Annotated in this window: 19 protein-coding genes; 8 read left to right on the top strand and 11 right to left on the bottom strand. The window is 54.9% G+C overall.

What is annotated here, in order from left to right; translation table 11 throughout:
• Window positions 1-106: 106 nt before the first annotated feature.
• The gene (gene dauA, locus OGY07_RS05820) at window positions 107-1789 is read left to right on the top strand and encodes a C4-dicarboxylic acid transporter DauA (protein WP_181823067.1); all 1683 of its coding nucleotides are present in this window, start codon (window positions 107-109) and stop codon (window positions 1787-1789) included.
• 99 nt (window positions 1790-1888) lie between these two features.
• On the opposite strand, the gene ychH is transcribed toward dauA, so the two are convergent.
• The gene (gene ychH / locus OGY07_RS05815; RefSeq protein WP_012906045.1) at window positions 1889-2167 is read right to left on the bottom strand and encodes a stress-induced protein YchH; all 279 of its coding nucleotides are present in this window, start codon (window positions 2165-2167) and stop codon (window positions 1889-1891) included.
• A 274-nt stretch (window positions 2168-2441) separates the two neighbouring features.
• On the opposite strand from ychH, the gene pth reads away from it, so the two are divergent.
• Both pth and ychF read left to right on the top strand, forming a co-directional pair.
• Complete coding sequence (pth, locus tag OGY07_RS05810; protein WP_042283649.1) at window positions 2442-3026, top strand: aminoacyl-tRNA hydrolase; 585 nt, start codon at window positions 2442-2444, stop codon at window positions 3024-3026.
• Window positions 3027-3142: 116 nt separating this feature from the next.
• Window positions 3143-4234: a redox-regulated ATPase YchF gene (ychF, locus tag OGY07_RS05805; RefSeq protein ID WP_042283652.1), complete on the top strand. Its 1092-nt coding sequence runs from the start codon at window positions 3143-3145 to the stop codon at window positions 4232-4234.
• Between the two features lie 207 nt (window positions 4235-4441).
• Here the strand turns inward: ychF and OGY07_RS05800 are convergent, their stop codons facing one another.
• Together OGY07_RS05800 and OGY07_RS05795 are read right to left on the bottom strand one after the other, a co-directional pair.
• A complete protein-coding gene (locus OGY07_RS05800) occupies window positions 4442-4783 on the bottom strand; it encodes a DHCW motif cupin fold protein (RefSeq protein WP_286599246.1) in 342 nt (113 codons plus the stop codon).
• Window positions 4784-4843: 60 nt separating this feature from the next.
• Window positions 4844-4999, bottom strand: a complete 156-nt coding sequence (locus OGY07_RS05795) for a cupin domain-containing protein (RefSeq protein WP_407057095.1) — start codon at window positions 4997-4999, stop codon at window positions 4844-4846.
• A gap of 181 nt (window positions 5000-5180) precedes the next feature.
• On the opposite strand from OGY07_RS05795, the gene OGY07_RS05790 reads away from it, so the two are divergent.
• Window positions 5181-5972 (top strand): PhzF family phenazine biosynthesis protein, encoded by a 792-nt coding sequence (locus OGY07_RS05790; RefSeq protein ID WP_286599244.1) that lies wholly within the window; start codon window positions 5181-5183, stop codon window positions 5970-5972.
• A 43-nt stretch (window positions 5973-6015) separates the two neighbouring features.
• Here the strand turns inward: OGY07_RS05790 and cobB are convergent, their stop codons facing one another.
• From cobB to lolC, 5 genes are read right to left on the bottom strand one after another with little or no spacing between them, the layout of a single operon-like run.
• On the bottom strand, window positions 6016-6837 hold the full coding sequence (cobB, locus tag OGY07_RS05785) for a Sir2 family NAD+-dependent deacetylase (protein ID WP_286599242.1): 822 nt from the start codon (window positions 6835-6837) through the stop codon (window positions 6016-6018).
• A gap of 15 nt (window positions 6838-6852) precedes the next feature.
• Window positions 6853-7764, bottom strand: coding sequence for an N-acetylglucosamine kinase (gene nagK / locus OGY07_RS05780; RefSeq protein ID WP_060571333.1), 912 nt, complete (start codon window positions 7762-7764; stop codon window positions 6853-6855).
• Window positions 7765-7793: 29 nt separating this feature from the next.
• Entirely contained in the window at window positions 7794-9038 is a 1245-nt protein-coding gene (lolE, locus tag OGY07_RS05775) for a lipoprotein-releasing ABC transporter permease subunit LolE (RefSeq protein WP_042283667.1), read from the bottom strand.
• The gene (gene lolD / locus OGY07_RS05770) at window positions 9038-9739 is read right to left on the bottom strand and encodes a lipoprotein-releasing ABC transporter ATP-binding protein LolD (protein ID WP_060571334.1); all 702 of its coding nucleotides are present in this window, start codon (window positions 9737-9739) and stop codon (window positions 9038-9040) included. Before lolD ends, lolE begins: the two co-directional genes overlap by 1 nt.
• Window positions 9732-10931, bottom strand: coding sequence for a lipoprotein-releasing ABC transporter permease subunit LolC (lolC, locus tag OGY07_RS05765; protein ID WP_199957819.1), 1200 nt, complete (start codon window positions 10929-10931; stop codon window positions 9732-9734). Before lolC ends, lolD begins: the two co-directional genes overlap by 8 nt.
• Before the next feature lie 298 nt (window positions 10932-11229).
• Here lolC and mfd point away from each other — a divergent pair, with 298 nt between their 5' ends.
• Window positions 11230-14676, top strand: a complete 3447-nt coding sequence (gene mfd, locus OGY07_RS05760; RefSeq protein WP_042283673.1) for a transcription-repair coupling factor — start codon at window positions 11230-11232, stop codon at window positions 14674-14676.
• Between the two features lie 159 nt (window positions 14677-14835).
• Window positions 14836-15801, top strand: coding sequence for a L,D-transpeptidase LdtC (ldtC, locus tag OGY07_RS05755; protein ID WP_072197186.1), 966 nt, complete (start codon window positions 14836-14838; stop codon window positions 15799-15801).
• Window positions 15802-15893: 92 nt separating this feature from the next.
• On the opposite strand, the gene bhsA is transcribed toward ldtC, so the two are convergent.
• Window positions 15894-16151, bottom strand: a complete 258-nt coding sequence (gene bhsA, locus OGY07_RS05750) for a multiple stress resistance protein BhsA (protein ID WP_042283675.1) — start codon at window positions 16149-16151, stop codon at window positions 15894-15896.
• Window positions 16152-16392: 241 nt separating this feature from the next.
• On the opposite strand from bhsA, the gene comR reads away from it, so the two are divergent.
• Together comR and OGY07_RS05740 are read left to right on the top strand one after the other, a co-directional pair.
• Window positions 16393-17028, top strand: coding sequence for a TetR family copper-responsive transcriptional repressor ComR (gene comR, locus OGY07_RS05745; protein WP_286599233.1), 636 nt, complete (start codon window positions 16393-16395; stop codon window positions 17026-17028).
• A 231-nt stretch (window positions 17029-17259) separates the two neighbouring features.
• A complete protein-coding gene (locus OGY07_RS05740; protein ID WP_286599231.1) occupies window positions 17260-19449 on the top strand; it encodes a TonB-dependent siderophore receptor in 2190 nt (729 codons plus the stop codon).
• Between the two features lie 57 nt (window positions 19450-19506).
• Here OGY07_RS05740 and OGY07_RS05735 read toward each other — a convergent pair whose 3' ends face one another.
• The gene (locus OGY07_RS05735; protein ID WP_060571338.1) at window positions 19507-20046 is read right to left on the bottom strand and encodes a glycine zipper 2TM domain-containing protein; all 540 of its coding nucleotides are present in this window, start codon (window positions 20044-20046) and stop codon (window positions 19507-19509) included.
• 201 nt (window positions 20047-20247) lie between these two features.
• The gene (ndh, locus tag OGY07_RS05730) at window positions 20248-21552 is read right to left on the bottom strand and encodes an NADH-quinone dehydrogenase (RefSeq protein WP_042283686.1); all 1305 of its coding nucleotides are present in this window, start codon (window positions 21550-21552) and stop codon (window positions 20248-20250) included.
• Window positions 21553-21635: the final 83 nt, after the last annotated feature.

Raw genomic sequence — 21635 nt, 5'->3', positions numbered from 1 at the left:
TTCCGCTACGGCGGTTTTTTTATCTTTAACCACTATTTGTATGACTTATGCCTCCTTCATCTGCCATTTAGTTGACAGATGATGCGCTCATGGATGAAACATTATTGTGAACAGAATCTTTTCCTCACATGTGATGCCTTTCCGCGCCCTCATCGACGCTTGTTGGAAAGAAAAATATACCGCTTCACGGTTTACCCGTGATCTCATCGCCGGGATAACGGTCGGGATTATTGCGATTCCGCTCGCAATGGCGCTGGCTATAGGCAGCGGCGTCGCTCCCCAATACGGTCTCTACACCGCGGCGGTTGCAGGTATTGTCATTGCCTTAACCGGCGGCTCGCGCTTTAGCGTCTCTGGCCCTACCGCCGCCTTTGTGGTGATCCTCTACCCGGTGTCGCAACAGTTTGGGCTGGCAGGCCTGCTGGTCGCGACCCTGATGTCCGGCATATTTCTGATCCTCTTTGGACTGGCCCGCTTTGGCCGCCTGATCGAATACATTCCGGTTTCCGTGACGTTAGGCTTTACGTCAGGGATTGGTATCACCATTGGTACCATGCAAATCAAGGACTTTCTGGGTCTGCAGATGGCGCACGTTCCCGAGCATTATCTGCAGAAAGTGGGCGCGCTGTTTATGGCGCTGCCAACGATCAACCTCGGCGACGCCGCCATTGGCATCGTGACGCTGGGCACTCTGATTTTCTGGCCACGGCTGGGTATTCGTCTGCCCGGTCACCTTCCGGCTCTGCTGCTGGGCTGCGCGGTGATGGGGATAGTTAACCTGTTCGGCGGTCATGTCGCAACCATCGGTTCGCAGTTTCATTACATCCTCGCCGACGGTTCTCAGGGCAACGGGATCCCACAGTTGTTACCTCAGCTGGTGCTGCCATGGAACCTGCCGGATTCCGATTTTACGTTAAGCTGGGACTCGCTGCGCGCCCTGCTGCCTGCGGCTTTTTCAATGGCGATGCTCGGGGCTATCGAGTCGCTGCTGTGCGCCGTGGTGCTTGACGGAATGACCGGCACCAAGCACAAAGCCAATAGCGAACTGATAGGACAAGGGCTCGGCAACATTGTCGCGCCGTTCTTTGGCGGGATCACCGCCACCGCCGCGATTGCCCGTTCCGCCGCAAACGTACGCGCTGGCGCGACGTCGCCGATCTCCGCCGTCATTCACGCGATTCTGGTGATCCTCGCGCTGCTGGTGCTGGCGCCGCTGCTCTCCTGGTTGCCGCTGTCGGCGATGGCCGCGCTGCTACTGATGGTGGCGTGGAATATGAGCGAAGCGCATAAAGTGGTGGACCTGCTGCGCCATGCGCCGAAAGACGACATTATCGTGATGCTGATGTGTATGTCGCTGACGGTACTGTTTGATATGGTGATCGCCATCAGCGTGGGCATTGTGCTGGCATCCCTGCTGTTTATGCGGCGTATCGCGCGTATGACGCGCCTGGCGGCGGTTAACGTGGACGTGCCGGAGGATGTATTGGTGCTGCGCGTAATTGGCCCGCTGTTTTTTGCCGCCGCTGAAGGGCTGTTTACCGATCTGGAATCACGTATTGAAGGCAAGCGCGTTGTCGTACTGAAGTGGGACGCAGTGCCTGTGCTGGATGCGGGCGGACTGGATGCGTTCCAGCGCTTTGTTAAAAGGCTGCCGGAGGGATGCGAACTGCGGGTGAGCAATCTTGAATTTCAGCCGCTGCGCACCATGGCGCGCGCCGGCATCCAGCCGATTCCGGGACGCCTGGCGTTTTTCCCGAATCGCGACGCCGCCCTGGCGGATTTGACATAAATAAGCAAAAGCCCGGTGGCGTTCACGCTTACCGGGCCTCCCTTTCTTGCCAACTGTCAGACCGGAGACGACATTTGGCTCGCTATCCGGCAATCAGCGTTAACTATGACGGCGATTGTCGTTACGGCGGCAACGTTTATCGTAGTGGCGTACCCACCAGTAGCGGTCACAAACTTGTTCATGCCCGCCAACACGCGCCCCTGCAAGCCAGAGAATGGCGCCGACGAAAATACTCAGCACTGCACCATGTGCGAAAAATTGTGGCAGGTTAAATTGCGGCAGTTGGTTTAAAATTGAATAACCAACGCCAACAACCATCACCACTAACCCCAACCCCATTAGCACATTACCGAGTAACGAAGCGTTTTTGCGTTTCATATGTCACCTCCGGAACTTTTGGGTTGTTTCAGGGAATACCCCTAATCCTTATGTGTAAAGTATAGACAACACGCACCATTCTGAGTGCGGGTGCGATCACAAATACAACGTCGCATTCAACAAAACTTTACAAATAAGCCCCTGAAGCCCTTGACTTTCTAATAGTCGACAGCAGCAACTATTCATTTCTCTCTCCTCTGACGCTGTTTTTTGTCAAGCGGGGCTGCAGACAGTACACTACGCGCCAGTGATTGACCTATGCAGGATAGAAAACGTGACGATTAAACTGATTGTCGGCCTGGCAAACCCCGGCGCGGAGTATGCAGCAACACGACACAATGCGGGCGCATGGTACGTCGATTTACTGGCTGAGCGGCTGCGAGCGCCGTTACGCGAAGAGCCGAAGTTCTTTGGCTATACGTCCCGGGTAACCGTTGAGGGTGAAGATGTTCGCCTGCTGGTCCCTACCACGTTTATGAACCTGAGCGGGAAAGCGGTCAGCGCGATGGCCAGTTTCTATCGCATTAATCCTGATGAGATTTTAGTGGCGCATGATGAGCTGGATCTGCCGCCAGGGGTTGCCAAATTTAAGCTGGGCGGTGGGCATGGCGGTCATAACGGCCTGAAGGACATTATCAGCAAACTTGGCAATAACCCAAACTTTCATCGCTTACGCATCGGAATTGGCCATCCGGGCGATAAAAATAAAGTTGTAGGCTTTGTGTTAGGAAAGCCACCGGTCTCTGAACAGAAGCTGATTGACGACGCGATTGACGAAGCGGCTCGCTGTACGGAGATTTGGTTTAAAGACGGTCTGACCAAAGCGACAAGCCGCTTGCATACCTTTAAGGCACAATAAACCGGGATGTGCGGCATTTTTGCCGTACGCTGTGTATAATAGGCAAAGTTGTTTTCATTTCTACAATCTGTTTTCTGTAACAGGTTGATTATCAAGTTATTAAGGTGATTTAAATCATGGGATTCAAATGCGGTATCGTTGGTTTACCCAACGTCGGGAAATCCACCCTGTTCAACGCGCTGACCAAAGCCGGTATTGAAGCGGCCAACTTCCCGTTCTGTACGATCGAACCGAATACCGGCGTCGTACCGATGCCTGACCCGCGTCTGGATCAACTGGCTGAGATCGTTAAACCGCAACGAATTCTGCCGACGACCATGGAGTTCGTGGATATCGCGGGTCTGGTAAAAGGCGCGTCCAAAGGTGAAGGTCTGGGTAACCAGTTCCTGACCAACATTCGTGAGACCGAAGCGATCGGCCACGTCGTGCGCTGCTTCGAGAACGACAACATCATTCACGTTGCAGGTAAAGTTAACCCGGCGGAAGATATCGACGTTATCAATACCGAGCTGGCGCTGGCGGACCTCGATACCTGTGAACGAGCGATTCACCGTGTGCAGAAAAAAGCGAAAGGCGGTGATAAAGACGCTAAAGCCGAACTGGCGGCGCTGGAAAAATGTCTGCCGCACCTGGCCGAAGCGGGAATGCTGCGCTCTCTGGATCTGACCGACGAAGATAAAGCGGCAATCCGCTACCTGAGCTTCCTGACCCTGAAACCTACCATGTACATCGCCAACGTCAACGAGGACGGTTTCGAGAACAACCCATACCTGGATCAGGTTCGTGAAATCGCGGCGAAAGAAGGCTCCGTGGTTGTTCCAGTTTGTGCCGCTGTTGAAGCCGATATCGCTGAGCTGGACGATGAAGAACGCGACGAGTTCATGCAGGAACTGGGGCTGGAAGAACCGGGTCTGAACCGCGTGATTCGCGCGGGCTATCGCCTGCTTAACCTGCAGACCTATTTCACCGCTGGCGTGAAAGAAGTCCGTGCCTGGACTATCCCTGTCGGCGCAACAGCCCCGCAGGCGGCAGGAAAAATCCATACTGACTTCGAAAAAGGGTTTATTCGCGCGCAGACTATTGCGTTTGACGATTTCATTACCTATAAGGGCGAACAGGGAGCGAAAGAAGCCGGTAAGATGCGCGCCGAAGGTAAAGATTACATCGTTAAAGACGGTGATGTGATGAACTTCTTGTTCAACGTCTAACGGCATTGATGCATCAGGAAGCGCTAATTCCTGTTCATTCACACTCTGCAAAATCCACGCCTTAGCGTGGATTTTTTTGGATGATTGCCCTGACAAAACACAACGTGAGGGATGGCAGTTTCATTCAATTCGGTAATTATATCAGTAAGTTATATTTTGTCCTTTGAACCAAAAGCACGTTTTATGGCAACCAGGTTTGCTGGCACGTTAATCAACAATAAACAGCGTTGCGCCTGTCGTTGTGCTGGATTGATGCCGCTCAGCGTTATCGCCAACCTGATAACTCATTCCGGCCTTCAGGACAAATTCTCGTCCATCTTCCAGCACGGTTTTTAACTCGCCTTCAACACAGAAAAGGATATGCCCTTTTTGACACCAATGGTCCGCAAGGTAGCCAGGCGTATACTCAACCATACGTACACGGATTTGATTGGGTTTGTTACCAAAGTATTGTGTACGCCAGTAAGCGATGCCCGTTTCTCCAGGGTACTCTGTTCTTTCAACTTCGTTCCAGTTCGTTGTGCCAAAAGCAAACGCATCCATCTTCATTGTGTTGGTCCCCGTGGGAATACAAATTATCTGTCAACGGAATAAAGCGACATACACACATTACACGCCATGCTGACGCTTCGCTTCATTTTTCACATGTATGATCATTTCGCTGGCCCCGTGTTCCATCCAGTCAACACCCTTGCCTTCCTGCGCCCCGGCAATGGCGATATGCGACATGGCCATCTCAGGAGCAGCGCCATGCCAGTGTTTCACGCACCAGCCCCCACACCTGGCAGGCAGAATGTTACCGGCATACGTGAAAGAGCAAATCATCTGAAACCATACCTACCTTAAATTGCAGGCCGCGCTTCGGTCTTGGGAAAGAGAATCAAACTACGCATTGCCGTGTCATGATAAGGTGTAAGTTTTCCGGATATGCCGTGAGGTTGACGCTATGCAACAAATTGATTTCTACATGATAGATGCCTTTGCCAACACCACCTTTGGCGGTAATGCCGCGGCGGTCTGCCCGCTTACCGAATGGCTGCCCGATGAGACACTTTTAAAAATGGCGAAGCAGCATAATCAATCGGAAACCGCTTTCTTTGTGGTCAACGACAAGGGTTTTACGCTGCGCTGGTTTACCACTCAGGGGGAAATTAATCTGTGTGGACATGCCACCCTTGCGGCGGCGCACGTCATCTTCGAACATCTGAATTATCCCTATTCGACCATTCACTTCGATACCCGATTTGTCGGGCCGCTGACCGTCACCCGCAGCGGCGAGTGGTTGACGCTGGATTTTCCGGCCTGGCAGACGGATCCCGTCACGCCACCGCCTTTATTGCTTGAGGCATTAGGCATTACGCAGTACACAGAAGTGCGCGCCGCACGAGATTATCTGGTGGTCCTGGAACATCAGCGCGAGGTGGAAGCGCTGTGCCCGGATATCAGCGCCATGCTGCCTCTTGAGAAAATGGTGTGCGTCACCGCGCCCGGTGCCGGGGAATACGACTTTGTGAGCCGTTTCTTCTGCCCCGGTGAAGCGGTTGCAGAAGATCCGGTCACCGGTTCAGCGCACACCATGCTCATCCCTTACTGGGCTGAAAAATTGCATAAAACGCAGATGCTCGCGTATCAGGGGAGTGAACGCGGCGGCGAACTACGCTGCCAGCTAAAGGGGGATCGGGTTTACATCGGTGGGCAGGCAACGACCTATCTGACGGGCAAGGTGCTGTTGCGCTAAAACGGAGAAATGCTGCCCGGCATTCTTTCCGGGCAGTAACGCGTCACAGTCCTTTCAGTAACTTCTCGACGAACTCAGGCACCACCTGGCTTGCGGGGCCATAATACTTCTCATCGAATTCGCTGCCGACCTGACTGGGCTCAAGGTTCAGCTCAACCGTGTGCGCGCCGTGCAGTTTCGCTTCGTGGACAAAACCGGCCGCCGGATAAACGTGCCCGGAAGTGCCAATGGCGATAAAGACATCCGCCATGGCCAGCGCCATATAGATCTCATCCATGCCAATCGGCATTTCACCAAACCAGACGACATGCGGGCGCAGCGGCGCCGGGAACTGGCAGCAATGGCATTTATCGTCCGGCGTAACGTCACCGGTCCACGCCAGAATCTGCCCGCTCTGCGAACAATGCACCTTCAACAGCTCGCCGTGCATATGAATAATATTATGATTACCCGCCCGTTCATGCAGGTTATCGATATTTTGCGTTACCAGCATAAAACGATCGCCCAGCGCCTCTTCCAGCTTCGCCAGTGCGAGATGCGCCGGATTCGGCTGAATTTCAGGCTGTTGCAGCTGTCGACGACGCGCATTATAGAATGACTGCACCAGCTCCGGGTCACGGGCGAAGCCTTCCGGCGTCGCTACGTCTTCGACGCGATGTTCTTCCCATAAACCGTCCGCCGCGCGGAAGGTGCGAATTCCGGACTCCGCAGAAATGCCAGCCCCTGTAAGCACTAATACTCTCGGTTTTTCCATCACTTCCGGCACCACTCTGTCTCTGAAAAAGATCCGCTGACGCAGACGTTCGCGTAGATGGCGTTTGTTTTTACGAAATCGACTTAACCGATGACCCCGACGCGACAGCATAGCAACCTCTATTGATTAATCGGTAAGATGTAAGAAGGCCGCACCGCGCATTCCGCCCGCGTCGCCGTGACGCGCACGTTCAATACGCGGTACGCGTGCGACAGGCAATAAGTGGCGCGGCAGTCTGTCTGCCAGCTGCGTGGTGACGGCGGTAAAATTCGACAAGCCGCCGCCAATAACCACCAGATCCGGATCGACAATCGTCAGGATATTTCCCAGACAAACGGCCAGTAAGTCCAGATAACGTTCAACATGCGTCCGCGCCTGTTCGTCGCCCTGCTCCCACAGCGCAATGATTTCAGGCGCCTCCAGCGGTTGATGATAATAATGCTGATACAGCCAGGCAAATCCCCGCCCGGAAAGATAATTTTCAATGCAGCCCAGTTGACCGCAGCCGCAGCGACGCAACGGAAAGTCGAACCCCATCAGCGTGAGGGCATCAACCGGCAGACGCATATGCCCAAATTCGCCGGTAATATAACTGCGGCCAGTGATCGGTTTTCCGTTAAGGATCAAACCACCGCCTACGCCGGTGCCGAGGATCAACCCCATCACCAACGGATATTGGGTGAATTCATCGTCCCAGGCTTCAGAAAGCGCAAAGCAGTTCGCATCGTTATCGAGGCGAACATCACGGTCAAGACGCGCGCTAAGGTCTGCACGCAAGGGTTTGCCACTGGCGGCGGGAACGTTCGCGGCATACAGGGTGCCATCTTCAGTTTCCGGCATGCCCGGAATACCAATACCGACCGATCCTTTGACGCCAAAGCGCTGGTCAGCTTCCGCCACCAGCTGACATACGGCGTCTAAAAAGGCCGCGTAACCGTCGCGTGGCGTAGGTATACGTTTTTCCCACTGGAGTTTGCGCTGGTTGTCAAACACGCCTAACGCAATTTTTGTACCGCCAATATCAAACCCGTAATACATTGCCGCTCCTTGTCTTTTTTCTTTTGGCGTTACTGGCCGCTGAGCACTCTTGCCGGGTCAATATTGCTGGCGCGCCGCGCCGGATACCAGCTTGCTAACAGGCTCAGCAACAATGCCGTGACCAGCACGTAAATCACATCCAGCCAGTGCAACTCCGATGGCAGGAAGTCAATAAAATAGATATCGCCGGAGAGGAACTGATGGCCGATCAGTTTCTCAATGCCGTTGATAATTGGGGTCAACTGAAGCGAAACCACCACGCCAATCACCACGCCAATCAGGCTACCAAACAGTCCCGCCAGCAGGCCGTACCAGACAAAAATGGCGCGAATAAGACCATCTTTCGCCCCCAGCGTTCTTAATACCGCAATATCGCCGCTCTTGTCTTTAACCGCCATCACTAATGTTGAAACAATGTTAAAACAAGCCACGCCGATCACCAGCACCATCGCCAGATACATAATCGCGCGGATCATCTGGATATCGCGGTACATATAGCCGTAAGTGCCAATCCAGCTCTTGATGTAAACGTAGCTGTTGGTGACTTCGCCCGCGGCGCGAACCAATTTGTTCGCGTTAAAGACGTCGTTAACCTTCAGCGCAATACCGGAAACCGTGTCAGGCATGTCGAGATACTGCTGGGCATCCGCCATCGGGATCATTGCAAAGCTGTGATCCAACTGACCGCTCAGTTGCAGGATGCCGGCAACGTGCAGGCGGACGCGTTTTGGCTGCATCAGTTTATGATCGGCACTGGCGTTGGGGATCATGATCGACACCCAATCCCCCTGCTTCACTTTCAGCGCATCGGCGACGCCTTTGCCAATGATGATCTGTTGCTCTCCGGCCTTAAAGCCGGACCAGGCGTTATTCAGCACAAAGGACGGTAGCGCGCTCAGCCGCTGCTCCTGCTGCGGATCGACGCCTTTGACCTGGATGGCGCGCAGATTGGCTCCGCTTTCCACCAGACCGGTAAAGTTGATATAAGGGGCCGCCGCCGTGATGCCCGGCACCTTCTGCACTTTTTCCAGCGCGTCGCGCCAGTTGTTCCATGGCTGATTGACGGCCTCGATTTCACCGTGCGGCACCACCGCCAGAATGCGGTTATTCAGCTCACGCTCGAAGCCGTTCATCGCGCTTAAGCCAACGATAAGCACTGCCACGCCCAGCGCAATGCCGATGGTGGAGATCACCGAAATCAATGACACCATACCGCCACGCCGACGTCCCCGGCTAAAGCGCAAACCAATCAATAACGATAAAGGCGACGCCATTACTCCGCCCCCATCAGGCTCAGTTCCGCGGTCAGGCGTCCGTCACGCATTTCCAGCTGGCGACTCATGCGCTTCGCCAGGTGCAGATCGTGCGTCACCACCAGAAACGCGGTGCCCTGCGAACGATTCAGTTCCCCGAGCAACTGGAAAATGCTGTCCGCATTGCGCGCATCGAGGTTACCGGTCGGTTCATCCGCCAGCACCAGACGCGGGTTATTCACCAACGCGCGCGCGATAGCCACGCGCTGACGCTCACCGCCGGAAAGTTCAGACGGACGATGGTTCGCACGATGATCCAGCCCTACCGCTTTCAGCATCTCACGCGCCCGCTGGTCGATCTCCGACGGCTTTTTCTTGCCGATCAGCAGCGGCATCGCTACGTTTTCCAGCGCGGTGAAGTCCGGCAGCAGGTGGTGAAACTGATAAATGAAGCCAAGTTTTTGGTTTCGCAGTTCCGCTTTCGCCGCCGGGGAAAGTGTGCTCATCGGCTGACCGCTGAAAATCACATCGCCAGAGGTCGGCGTATCCAGTCCGCCCAGCAGATGCAGCAGCGTACTTTTGCCGGAGCCGGAGCTACCGACAATCGCCATCATCTCTCCTTCGCCCACGCTGAAGCTGACATCGTGCAGCACGTCGGTCTGCACGGCGCCTTCCTGATAGCGTTTGCACAATTTGTCGCATTGCAACAGGATCTTATTCATAACGTAAAGCCTCAGCGGGTTGAGTGGCGGCAGCGCGCCAGGAAGGATAAAGCGTAGAAAGCAGCGCGATGGCCATGGCCACCAGCGCAATCACAATCACCTGTAGCGGCTCGATCGCCACCGGCAGCGAAGCGCCATCGAGCAGCACACCGATAACCGGCATCAGGTTGTTTAACTGACTGGCAAGCAACGCGCCAAGCGCCGCCCCCAACACTGCGCCGATAATCCCGGCGCTGGCTCCCTGCACCATAAAGACCATCATGATCTGGCGCGGCGTCAGCCCTTGCGTTTGCAGAATCGCTACTTCGCCCTGCTTCTCCATCACCATCAAACCCAGCGAGGTAATAATATTGAACGCCGCCACCGCCACGATCAGGCTAAGCAGCAGTCCCATCATGTTCTTTTCCATCCTTACGGCCTGGAACAGTTCGCCCTTGCGCTCGCGCCAGTCCTGCCATTTCGTGCCTTCCGGCAGCGTCTGCTGACTGAGAGAGTCCACGTTCAGCGGCTCGTTAAGCCATAAACGCCAGCCGGTAATGTTTCCCGCCGGATAGCGCATCAGACGCGACGCATCCTGAATGTTGGTCAGCATCTGATAGCCGTCGACTTCACTGTTCGCCGCAAACGTGCCAATGACGGTAAACAGACGCTGGCTCGGCAAACGCCCCATCGGCGTGAACTGGCTGGCTGAGGGCACCATCACGCGGATTTGGTCGCCGCGATTAACGCCAAGCTGCCCCGCAAGCTGTTCGCCGAGGATGACATTATACTTACCCGGCTGGAGATCGGTTTGTCTGACATTGACCAGATACGGCGTCAGCGGATCGTTTTGCGCCGGATCGATACCCAGCATTACGCCCACCGCCACGCTGCGCGCGCTTTGCAGAACCACATCGCCGGTGGTCAGCGGCGCGACACGGCTCACGCCGTTGAGCTTGACGGCGTTTTCCGGTAACTGGCCGGGATTCAGCGAGCCTTGCTCAGCGGAAAGAATGGCCTGCGGCATCAGGCCCAGGATGTTATTTTGCAGTTCACGTTCAAAGCCGTTCATCACTGACAAAACCGTGACCAACGCCATCACCCCAAGGGTAATGCCGATGGTGGAAAGCCAGGAGACGAAGCGACCGAAGCGGTCTGCTGCACGCCCACGCATGTAGCGCAGGCCGATGAATAGAGCGACAGGTTGGTACATGAAATCCGTCTGGTTGCGATTAGCAAAGTCACGAGTATATAAGCGAAAGCGGAATGGGTAAACGTCTGAACCGTAAGTGTTCGTCAGCGTACCCGTGAGAGGGGATGAGAAATCGATATGCTAAATATATTCTTTCCCCGGCGCGCTTACCGTTCTGATCTTTCTCCTGAATCATCCAAATGAAGAATATTACGCATGACGATACCGAGGGCGATTCAATTTGCTAAAGAGAAACGATCGCGGATAATAAAGAGCATTGCTTATCAGACGTATACCTAAAAGAGATTCTGACAACCGAATGCCTGAACAACAACGTTACACGCTGCCCGTCAAAGCGGGCGATCAGCGCCTGCTGGGCGAACTGACCGGGGCTGCCTGCGCCACGCTGGTGGCGGACATTGCTGAACGCCATCCCGGCCCCGTCGTACTCATCGCCCCGGATATGCAAAACGCCCTGCGCCTGCATGATGAAATCCGCCAGTTTACCGACCAGATGGTGATGAACCTCGCGGACTGGGAAACGCTTCCTTACGACAGCTTCTCGCCGCATCAGGAAATCATCTCATCACGCCTTTCCACCCTGTATCAGTTGCCTTCTATGCAACGCGGCGTGTTGATTGTGCCGGTGAATACGCTGATGCAGCGCGTCTGCCCGCACAGTTATTTGCACGGCCATGCGCTGGTAATGAAAAAAGGTCAGCGATTATCGCGCGACGCCCTGCGCGCGCAGCTCGACAGCGCAGGCTATCGGCACGTTGATCAGGTAATGGAACACGGCGAATACGCGACGCGCGGCGCGCTGCTGGATCTCTTCCCGATGGGTAGCGAACAACCCTACCGTCTGGATTTCTTTGACGACGAAATTGACAGCCTTCGCCTGTTTGATGCGGATACCCAGCGCACGCTGGAAGAAGTGGATGCCATCAACCTGCTGCCAGCGCATGAGTTTCCGACTGATAAAACCGCCATCGAGCTGTTCCGCAGCCAGTGGCGCGATACATTTGAAGTGAAACGCGACGCTGAACATATTTATCAGCAGGTCAGTAAAGGCACGCTGCCTGCGGGGATTGAATACTGGCAACCGCTGTTTTTCAGCGAACCGCTGCCCCCACTGTTCAGTTACTTCCCGGCCAACACCTTACTTGTCAATACCGGCGATCTGGAAGCCAGCGCCGAACGCTTCCAGGCCGACACGCTGGCGCGTTTCGAGAACCGGGGCGTTGACCCGATGCGCCCGCTCCTGCCGCCAGAATCGCTCTGGCTGCGCGTTGACGCGCTGTTCTCGGAACTGAAGCGCTGGCCGCGCATTCAGCTTAAAACGGAGCACCTGCCGGACAAAGCGGCCAATACCAATCTGGGTTTCCAGCAATTGCCCGATCTGGCGGTACAGGCGCAGCAAAAAGCGCCGCTTGACGCTTTGCGCAAATTCCTCGAGTCGTTCACGGGTCCGGTTGTCTTTTCCGTGGAGAGCGAAGGCCGCCGCGAGGCGCTCGGCGAACTGCTCGCGCGAATTAAGCTCGCGCCGAAGCGCATTCTGCGTCTTGATGAAGCAAGTGGTAACGGGCGCTATCTGATGATCGGCGCCGCGGAACGCGGGTTTGTCGATACCCAGCGCAACCTGGCGATGATTTGCGAAAGCGACCTGCTCGGCGAGCGCGTGGCGCGTCGCCGCCAGGATTCACGCCGCACCATTAATCCGGACACGTTGATCCGTAACCTGGCCGAACTGCATACGGGTCAGCCGGTGGTTCATCTGGAACACGGCGTTGGTCGTTATGCTGGAATGACGACCCTGGAAGCGGGCGGCATCAAGGGTGAATATCTGATGCTCACCTACGCCAACGACGCCAAACTGTATGTGCCGGTCTCCTCGTTGCATCTCATCAGCCGCTATGCAGGCGGAGCCGAGGAAAACGCGCCGCTGCATAAGCTTGGCGGCGACGCCTGGTCCCGCGCGCGGCAAAAAGCAGCGGAAAAAGTCCGCGACGTGGCGGCGGAACTGTTGGATATTTATGCCCAACGTGCGGCGAAAGAAGGCTTTGCCTTTAAGCACGACCGCGAGCAGTACCAGCTATTTTGCGACAGCTTCCCGTTCGAGACCACGCCCGACCAGGCCCAGGCCATTAACGCTGTACTCAGCGACATGTGTCAGCCGCTGGCGATGGACCGTCTGGTCTGCGGCGACGTGGGCTTCGGCAAAACCGAAGTGGCAATGCGCGCGGCGTTTCTCGCCGTTGAAAACCATAAGCAGGTGGCCGTTCTGGTGCCGACCACCCTGCTCGCCCAGCAGCACTTCGACAACTTCCGCGACCGCTTTGCCAACTGGCCGGTGCGTATCGAAATGCTGTCCCGCTTCCGTAGCGCCAAAGAACAGGCGCAGATCCTCGAACAGGCGGCTGAAGGGAAAATCGATATCCTGATCGGCACGCACAAGCTGTTACAAAGCGATGTCAAACTGAAAGATCTGGGCTTATTGATTGTCGACGAAGAGCACCGTTTCGGCGTGCGTCATAAAGAGCGTATCAAAGCGATGCGCGCCGACGTCGATATTCTGACCCTGACCGCCACGCCCATCCCGCGCACGCTCAATATGGCGATGAGCGGGATGCGCGATCTGTCGATCATTGCCACCCCACCGGCGCGACGGCTGGCGGTGAAAACCTTCGTCCGTGAATACGATAACCTGGTCGTGCGCGAGGCGATCCTGCGTGAAATCCTGCGCGGCGGCCAGGTCTATTACCTGTATAACGACGTCGAAAACATCCAGAAAGCCGCCGACCGTCTGGCGGAACTGGTGCCGGAAGCGCGCATCGCGATTGGTCATGGGCAGATGCGCGAGCGCGAACTGGAACGGGTAATGAACGACTTCCACCATCAGCGCTTTAACGTGCTGGTGTGTACCACGATTATCGAGACCGGGATCGACATCCCGACCGCCAACACCATTATCATCGAACGCGCGGATCACTTTGGACTGGCGCAGTTGCATCAGTTGCGCGGACGCGTGGGCCGATCGCATCATCAGGCGTACGCCTGGCTGTTGACGCCGCATCCGAAAGCGATGACCACCGACGCGCAAAAGCGTCTGGAGGCGATTGCGTCACTGGAAGATTTGGGCGCGGGCTTTGCGCTGGCGACACACGATCTGGAAATTCGCGGCGCGGGCGAACTGCTTGGCGAAGACCAGAGCGGGCAGATGGAAACCATTGGCTTCTCGCTGTATATGGAACTGCTGGAAAACGCCGTCGATGCGCTAAAAGCCGGACGGGAACCGTCGCTGGAAGATCTCACCAGCCAGCAGACAGAAGTCGAACTGCGAATGCCGTCGCTGCTACCGGATGATTATATCCCCGACGTCAATACGCGCCTGTCGTTCTACAAGCGAATCGCCAGCGCCAAAAGCGAAAACGAGCTGGAAGAGATCAAAGTGGAGCTTATCGACCGCTTTGGTCTTCTGCCGGATCCCGCGCGTAATCTGCTGGATATCGCCCGTTTGCGTCAGCAGGCGCAAAAGTTGGGGATCCGTAAACTCGAAGGTAACGAGAAAGGCGGCACCATTGAATTCGCCGAGAAAAATCACGTGAACCCGGGCTGGCTTATCGGTCTGCTGCAAAAGCAGCCTCAGCACTTCCGCCTCGACGGTCCGACCCGCCTGAAGTTTATGCAGGATCTGACGGAGCGGAAAACGCGTATGGACTGGGTGCGTCAGTTTATGGCGCAACTGGAAGAAAACGCGGTCGCGTAATAACCCGATGCCGGATAAGGCGAAACCGCCGTCCGGCATGATCTCCCCCGCCTCGCAGATCTTTACAACTCTTTGCACTTCCCTTGCATTTCAGGACATGCCAACCCGCCATAATGATCGTTGGCGTCTTTTATTCCAATAACCCTTTGATTTATGATGATAATGAAAACTCTGCGACTTTCCCGCTGGCTGGCGTTTGTCACCTTTGCCGCCGGCATGGCGCTTGCGCTACCTGCGCAGGCGAATACCTGGCCACTTCCGCCGCCCGGCAGCAAACTGGTGGGCGAAAATAAATATCACGTTGTCGAAAACAACGGCGGTTCCCTGGAGGCCATTGCGAAGAAATACAACGTTGGATTCCTGGCGCTGTTACAGGCAAATCCCGGCGTTGATCCCTACGTGCCGCGCGCTGGCAGCGTCTTGACCATTCCGCTGCAAACCCTCCTGCCGGATGCGCCGCGCGAAGGTATCGTCATTAACCTTGCTGAACTGCGCCTTTATTATTATCCACCGGGTAAAAACGTGGTCACGGTTTACCCTATCGGCATTGGTCAACTGGGGGGCGATACGCTTACACCCACCATGGTAACCACCGTTTCCGACAAGCGTGCGAATCCGACCTGGACGCCGACGGCCAATATTCGCGCCCGCTATAAAGCACAGGGGATCGATTTGCCTGCGGTTGTCCCTGCCGGGCCGGATAACCCGATGGGTCACCACGCGATTCGTTTAGCCGCCTACGGCGGCGTGTATCTGCTGCACGGCACCAACGCCGATTTCGGCATCGGAATGCGGGTCAGTTCCGGCTGCATTCGCCTGCGTGATGGCGATATTGAAACGCTGTTTAAGCAGGTTACCCCGGGAACCAAAGTCAACATTATTAATACGCCGATCAAAGCCTCAGTCGAGCCAGGCGGCGTACGTCTGGTTGAGGTACATCAGCCGCTGTCAAAAAATATTGATGATGACCCGCAGGTTTTGCCTATCGTCCTGAACAGCACATTGCAGGCATTTAAAGATGCCGCGCAAACCGATGCGCCACTGATGCAGCATGTAATGGATGTCCGCTCCGGCATGCCGGTCGACGTCACTCGACATCACGACGTTAAACAGCAATCCCTGTAAGCCTGAACGAAAAAGCCCCGCTGAACTGTGGTTCAGCGGGGCTTTTTTGTGCAGTGGCAAATCTTAGTCAGGCATTAATGAGGGGTTAATGCTTATTTATAAATTACCGCGGTACCGTGCAGCGTGTTCGGGCCAGTAACCGAGGTAATGCGGAAAGATTTCGCCCCCATTTCATCTGCTTTTTGCGCCAGTTGTTCTTCCAGAGAACCCAGGTTAGTACCTGCGCTGGCAGAGATGGTCCCAACTTTTTGCTGGCCGTCAGGCGTAGATTGCACTTCAACGGCAGCGAAGCTGGCGAATGAAAGAGAGCTGAGTACAGCAGCAGCGATGAGGGCTTTGACGTTTTTCATAATAGTAACCTTTTGCAGATGAACGGGGTCGTAAGTATTTACTTAACGATCGATAGATAAATGATAGATGTGATCCAGGTCACACGTCAACTCTTTTTTATAACGGTCGTTATATAAATTAAAAAGCACTTATCTTTCATGACAATGCAACGTAATTATTTTTCACAGGAATGCGCTGGAGACTGGACGGTTTTATTTTTATAATGGTTATTCATTAAACCCAGACAGGTACACCGGCATCATGACAACTGACTCGACAGGTTGTGTAAAAAAAAGCCGTGGCCGACCAAAAGTGTTCGACAGGGAAGCCGCGCTTGATAAGGCCATGACACTCTTCTGGCAGCACGGTTATGAGGCGACGTCGCTCTCTGATCTTGTTGAAGCGACAGGGGCGAAAGCCCCCACGCTTTACGCAGAATTCACCAATAAAGAAGGTCTATTTCGCGCGGTGCTCGACAGGTACATCGCCCGTTTCGCCGCAAAGCATGAAGCGCAGCTATTTTGCGAAGAAAAAAGCGTGGAGGCCGCGCTGGAAGATTACTTCACCGCCGTGGCTACCTGTTTTACCAGTAAAGACACCCCGGCGGGTTGTTTTATGATCAACACTTCGCCGACGCTCGCTGCCGCGTCACGGGATATTGCGCATACGGTGAAATCACGCCACGCCATGCAGGAGCAAACGTTGACCCGTTTCCTGCAACAGCGCCAGATGCGCGCAGAGATCCCGGCGCAGTGCAACGTACAGCACCTTGCCGAATACCTGAACTGCATCTTACAGGGGATGTCGATCAGCGCCCGCGAAGGCGCGTCGTTTGACACACTGATGCAGATCACCCGTACCACTCTTCGCCTGTGGCCCGAGCTGTTAAAAGCCTGATTGATCCTGCTGACCGGGGAATCCGTTTCCCGGTCCTTCTCTCACCTTTCCCCTACAAACAGTAATGTTTTCACTGGGTTAGACTCAAATTTCTTAAAATATTATTTGATAATAGAAACCATTATCAGCAATATTCGCATTTGATTTTCTATCTGTTTCACAATGTAACAGCCGGAGCCTGCCCGGCAAGAAGAACACCACTTTTACAGATATTTTCAGAAGGGAATGCGAATGAATAAGCGTCTTTGGGTGCTCAACCCAGTCCTGCTTGCGTTAACCCTGCCTGCAACGGCAGCGACGCAAACAGAAGAAGAAAACCTCATCGTCAGCGCTAACCGGAGTCAAAAAACGGTGGCGGAAATGGCACAGACCACCTGGGTGATCGAGGGTCAGGAAATTGAACAACAGGTTCAGGGCGGCAAAGAGTTTAAAGATGTGCTGGCGCAGTTGATCCCCGGTATTGATGTCAGCAGCCAGGGACGAACCAACTATGGTATGAATATGCGCGGGCGCGCGCTGGTCGTGCTGATTGATGGCGTACGCCTTAACTCTTCGCGTACCGACAGCCGACAGCTGGACGCCATCGATCCGTTCAACATTGCCCACATTGAAGTGATTTCCGGCGCGACGTCGCTCTATGGCGGCGGCAGTACTGGCGGCCTGATCAACATCGTGACCAAAAAAGGCCAGCCGGAACGCGAAGTGGAACTAGAACTGGGTGCTAAATCGGGCTTCAATAACAGTAACGATCGTGACGAGCGCGTTGCCGCCGCGGTCAGCGGGGGGACGGATCGCGCCTCTGGCCGTCTCTCTGTCGCCTGGCAGCGCTTCGGCGGCTGGTACGATGGCAACGGCGATGCGCTAATGCTCGACAATACGCAAACCGGCTTGCAGCACTCCGATCGTCTGGATGTGATGGGTACGGGCACTATTGAGATTGACGACAACCGTCAGCTACAGCTGGTGACCCAATATTATAAAAGCCAGGGCGATGACGACTACGGCCTGTATCTGGGCGAAAATATGTCTGCCGTCACTGGTGACGGTAAAGCCAGCACCCGTAGCGGACTCAGCGCCGATCGCATCCCCGGAACAGAGCGTCATCTGATTAGCCTGCAATATTCAGACGCCGACTTCTTCGGTCAAAATCTGGTCAGCCAAATTTATTACCGTGATGAATCGCTGAAATTTTATCCCTTCCCGTCGCTGACCAGGGGTCAGGTCACCAGCTTTTCTGCCTCGCAGCAGGACACCGATCAGTACGGCGCCAAAATTACCCTCAACAGTCAGTTGATGGATAACTGGGAACTGACCTGGGGTATCGATGCGGATCACGAGACCTTCGACGCTAATCAGAAATTTTTCGACCTCGCATGGTCGCTTCCCTCCGGCGGCATGGACAACCGTACGGCCTATACCACCGGACGTTACCCCGGCTACAGCATCACTAATTTCGCGCCGTTCCTGCAAAGCAGTTATGACATCAACGATATTTTCACCCTGAGCGGCGGCATCCGCTATCAATGGACTGAAAACCGGGTTGATGATTTCATCGGCTACGCGCAGCAGCAGGGGATCGCCAATGGGCTGGCGAGTTCTGCCGATGCGATACCGGGCGGCAAAACCGATTACGATAACGTCCTGTTCAACGCCGGGCTGCTTGCGCATCTGACCGAACGCCAGCAGGCGTGGTTCAACTTTTCCCAGGGCGTCGAATTGCCGGATCCGGGGAAATACTATGGTAACGGCACCTATCAGTTGATAGGCGATCATTACCAGCTTCAGCGCAGCGTAAACGTCGCTGACTCGCGTCTGAAAGGGATCAAAGTCAACTCCTATGAACTGGGATGGCGCTATACCGGCGAGAGTCTGCGCACGCAACTGGCGGCCTATTACTCTACCTCCGACAAATCCATTGTGATTAACCGCAGCGATATGACCATTCGCGTGGAACCTGACGACCGCCGGATTTACGGCGTGGAAGGCGCTGTGGACTATTTCATTCCTGACAGCGACTGGAGCCTCGGCGCAAACTTCAACGTACTGAAGTCTGAAGTGAAGCAAAACGGGAAATGGGAAAAATGGGATGTGACGCTGGCCTCGCCGTCAAAAGCCACCGCCTGGGTGGGTTGGGCGCCAGAGCCGTGGTCATTGCGGGTGCAAACCCAACAGTCTTTCGATCTGACGGATGCCAGCGGTAATAAACTGGATGGATACAATACCGTTGACGTTATCAGCAGTTATCAGCTCCCGCTGGGTAAACTGACCTTCAGCATCGAAAACCTGCTGGACGAAGACTACACCACCCTCTGGGGACAGCGCGCGCCGCTGCTGTACAGCCCAACCTACGGCAGCCCATCGCAGTATGAATACAAGGGCCGCGGGCGGACCTTTGGCCTGAACTACGCGTTAACTTTCTGATAAAAAAAGCCCCTCAGCCTGAGCGAATGAGGGGCTAATCAGCAGAGTACAGCTTTTTTATGCTTTGTTATTCAGAATCAACTGGCCGTTGTTATCCAGCGGAATTTGTGTACCCGGATCTTTATCCATCCGGATTTTGCCCTGCTGATCGCCGATCTTGTAGGTCACGTCGTAGCCGAGCATTTTTTCCGATTTGTCATAGACGGTTTTGCAACGCTGCTGCGTAGAGGTGTAGGTGTCGTTTTCCTGCATTGATCCCTGGATCTGGTTACCCGCGTAACCACCGCCCAGCGCCCCGACAACAGTGGCGACATCTTTACCACGGCCCCCGCCAAACTGATGACCAATCACTCCGCCAGCCACTGCGCCAAGAACAGAACCGGCGATGCGGTTTTCATCCTGGACAGGTCTGCGGTGGGTCACCGTGACGTTACGGCACTCCTGACGTGGGGTCTTAATGGTTTCTTTGATAGGTGTTGCAGAAACCACTTGCGCATACTGCGGGCCGCGATCAAAGACGTTCAGACTGGCCACCGCCGCCACGCCCAGCGCAGCAGCTACGCCAATCCCTATACCCGCCAACATTGATTTATTCACGGGAAATCCTCCTTCTTTGCTATTGGTAACAATATTGCAACTAAAGCAAGCAGAAGCACATCAGATTGCGGATGAAAATATCGTGGGTTGACCTTAAAACAGCATGATTCAGAGAACTCTGAGGAGAGCGACAGGAATATTCAGTGTGCAGAACGGCGCAGACGCCCAGCGCCGCCATTGGCGACGCTGGGAGGAAGGTAATTAATGCAGCTTCAGACGCGGACGGATAACGCGGTTAATACTGCCCACCAGCATCATCAACCCGGTTTTGAAGTAACCGTGCAATGCAATCTGGTGCATCCGGTACAAAGAGATGTACACGAAGCGGGCAATGCGCCCCTCGATCATCATCGAACCTTTGGTCAGGTTCCCCATCAGACTGCCAACGGTAGAAAAGTTAGACAACGAAACCAGCGAGCCATGGTCTTTATACTGGTAAGCCTTCAGCGGTTTACCGTTCATTTGCGCCAGAATGTTATTCATCGCGCAGGTCGCCATCTGATGCGCAGCCTGGGCGCGCGGTGGAACAAATCCGCCTTCCGGACGCGCGCAGGAAGCACAGTCGCCAATCGCATACACGTCAGGATCGCGGGTGGTTTGCAGCGTGGGCTCCACCACCAGTTGATTAATACGGTTGGTTTCGAGCCCGCCGATCTCCTTCATGAAGTCCGGCGCTTTAATCCCTGCCGCCCAGACCATCAGGTCGGCTTCAATGTATTCGCCGTCTTTCGTGTGTAAACCGCCCGCGTCGGCGCTGGTCACCATTGTCTGGGTCAGTACGCGGACGCCCAGTTTGCTCAGTTCATTATGCGCCGCGCCAGAAATGCGTGGCGGCAGCGCAGGCAGGATGCGCTCGCCCGCTTCCACCAGCGTGACGTTCAGCGCTTCGTTGGTCAGCCCTTTGTAGCCATAGCTGTGCAATTGTTTCACTGCGTTATGCAGTTCAGCCGAAAGCTCAACGCCGGTTGCCCCACCGCCGACAATGGCGATATTCACCTTGCCGTTCGCGCCCAGGTTCGCGGAGTATTTCAGGAACAGGTTGAGCATTTCCTGATGGAAACGGCGCGCCTGATGCGGGTTATCGAGGAAGATGCAATGCTCTTTCACCCCCGGCGTGTTGAAATCGTTAGAAGTACTGCCCAGCGCCATCACCAGCGTGTCGTATGCGATTTTGCGCTCCGGCACCAACAGTTCGCCTTTCTCGTCGCGCAGTTCGGCAATGGTAATTGTTTTGGCCTCGCGATCGATATCCATTACCGACCCCAACTGGAACTGGAAGCCGTGATTCCGCGCGTGCGCCAGGTAGCTCAGCGCATCCACGCCTTCATCAAGAGACCCCGTCGCCACTTCGTGCAGCAGGGGTTTCCACAGATGGCTATGATTTCTGTCAACCAGCGTAATCTTCGCTTTTTTCTTGCGGCCCAGTTTGTGCCCCAGTTGCGTAGCCATTTCCAGCCCGCCAGCACCCCCGCCGACAATCACGATCTTTTTCAATGGTGTAGTCAACGCGACCCCCTTAAATGATTAACCAATTGTTAATTAAAAGTTATTAACATAGCCTTTAATTAACAACAGGTTACGACAATGAA

It is taken from the genome of Citrobacter sp. Cs237 (assembly GCF_030332325.1).
In the GTDB taxonomy this organism is placed as follows: Bacteria; Pseudomonadota; Gammaproteobacteria; order Enterobacterales; family Enterobacteriaceae; genus Citrobacter_A; species Citrobacter_A sedlakii.
Note: the sequence above shows the minus strand (reverse complement) of the source record. Positions and strands in the feature narration are given on the sequence as shown.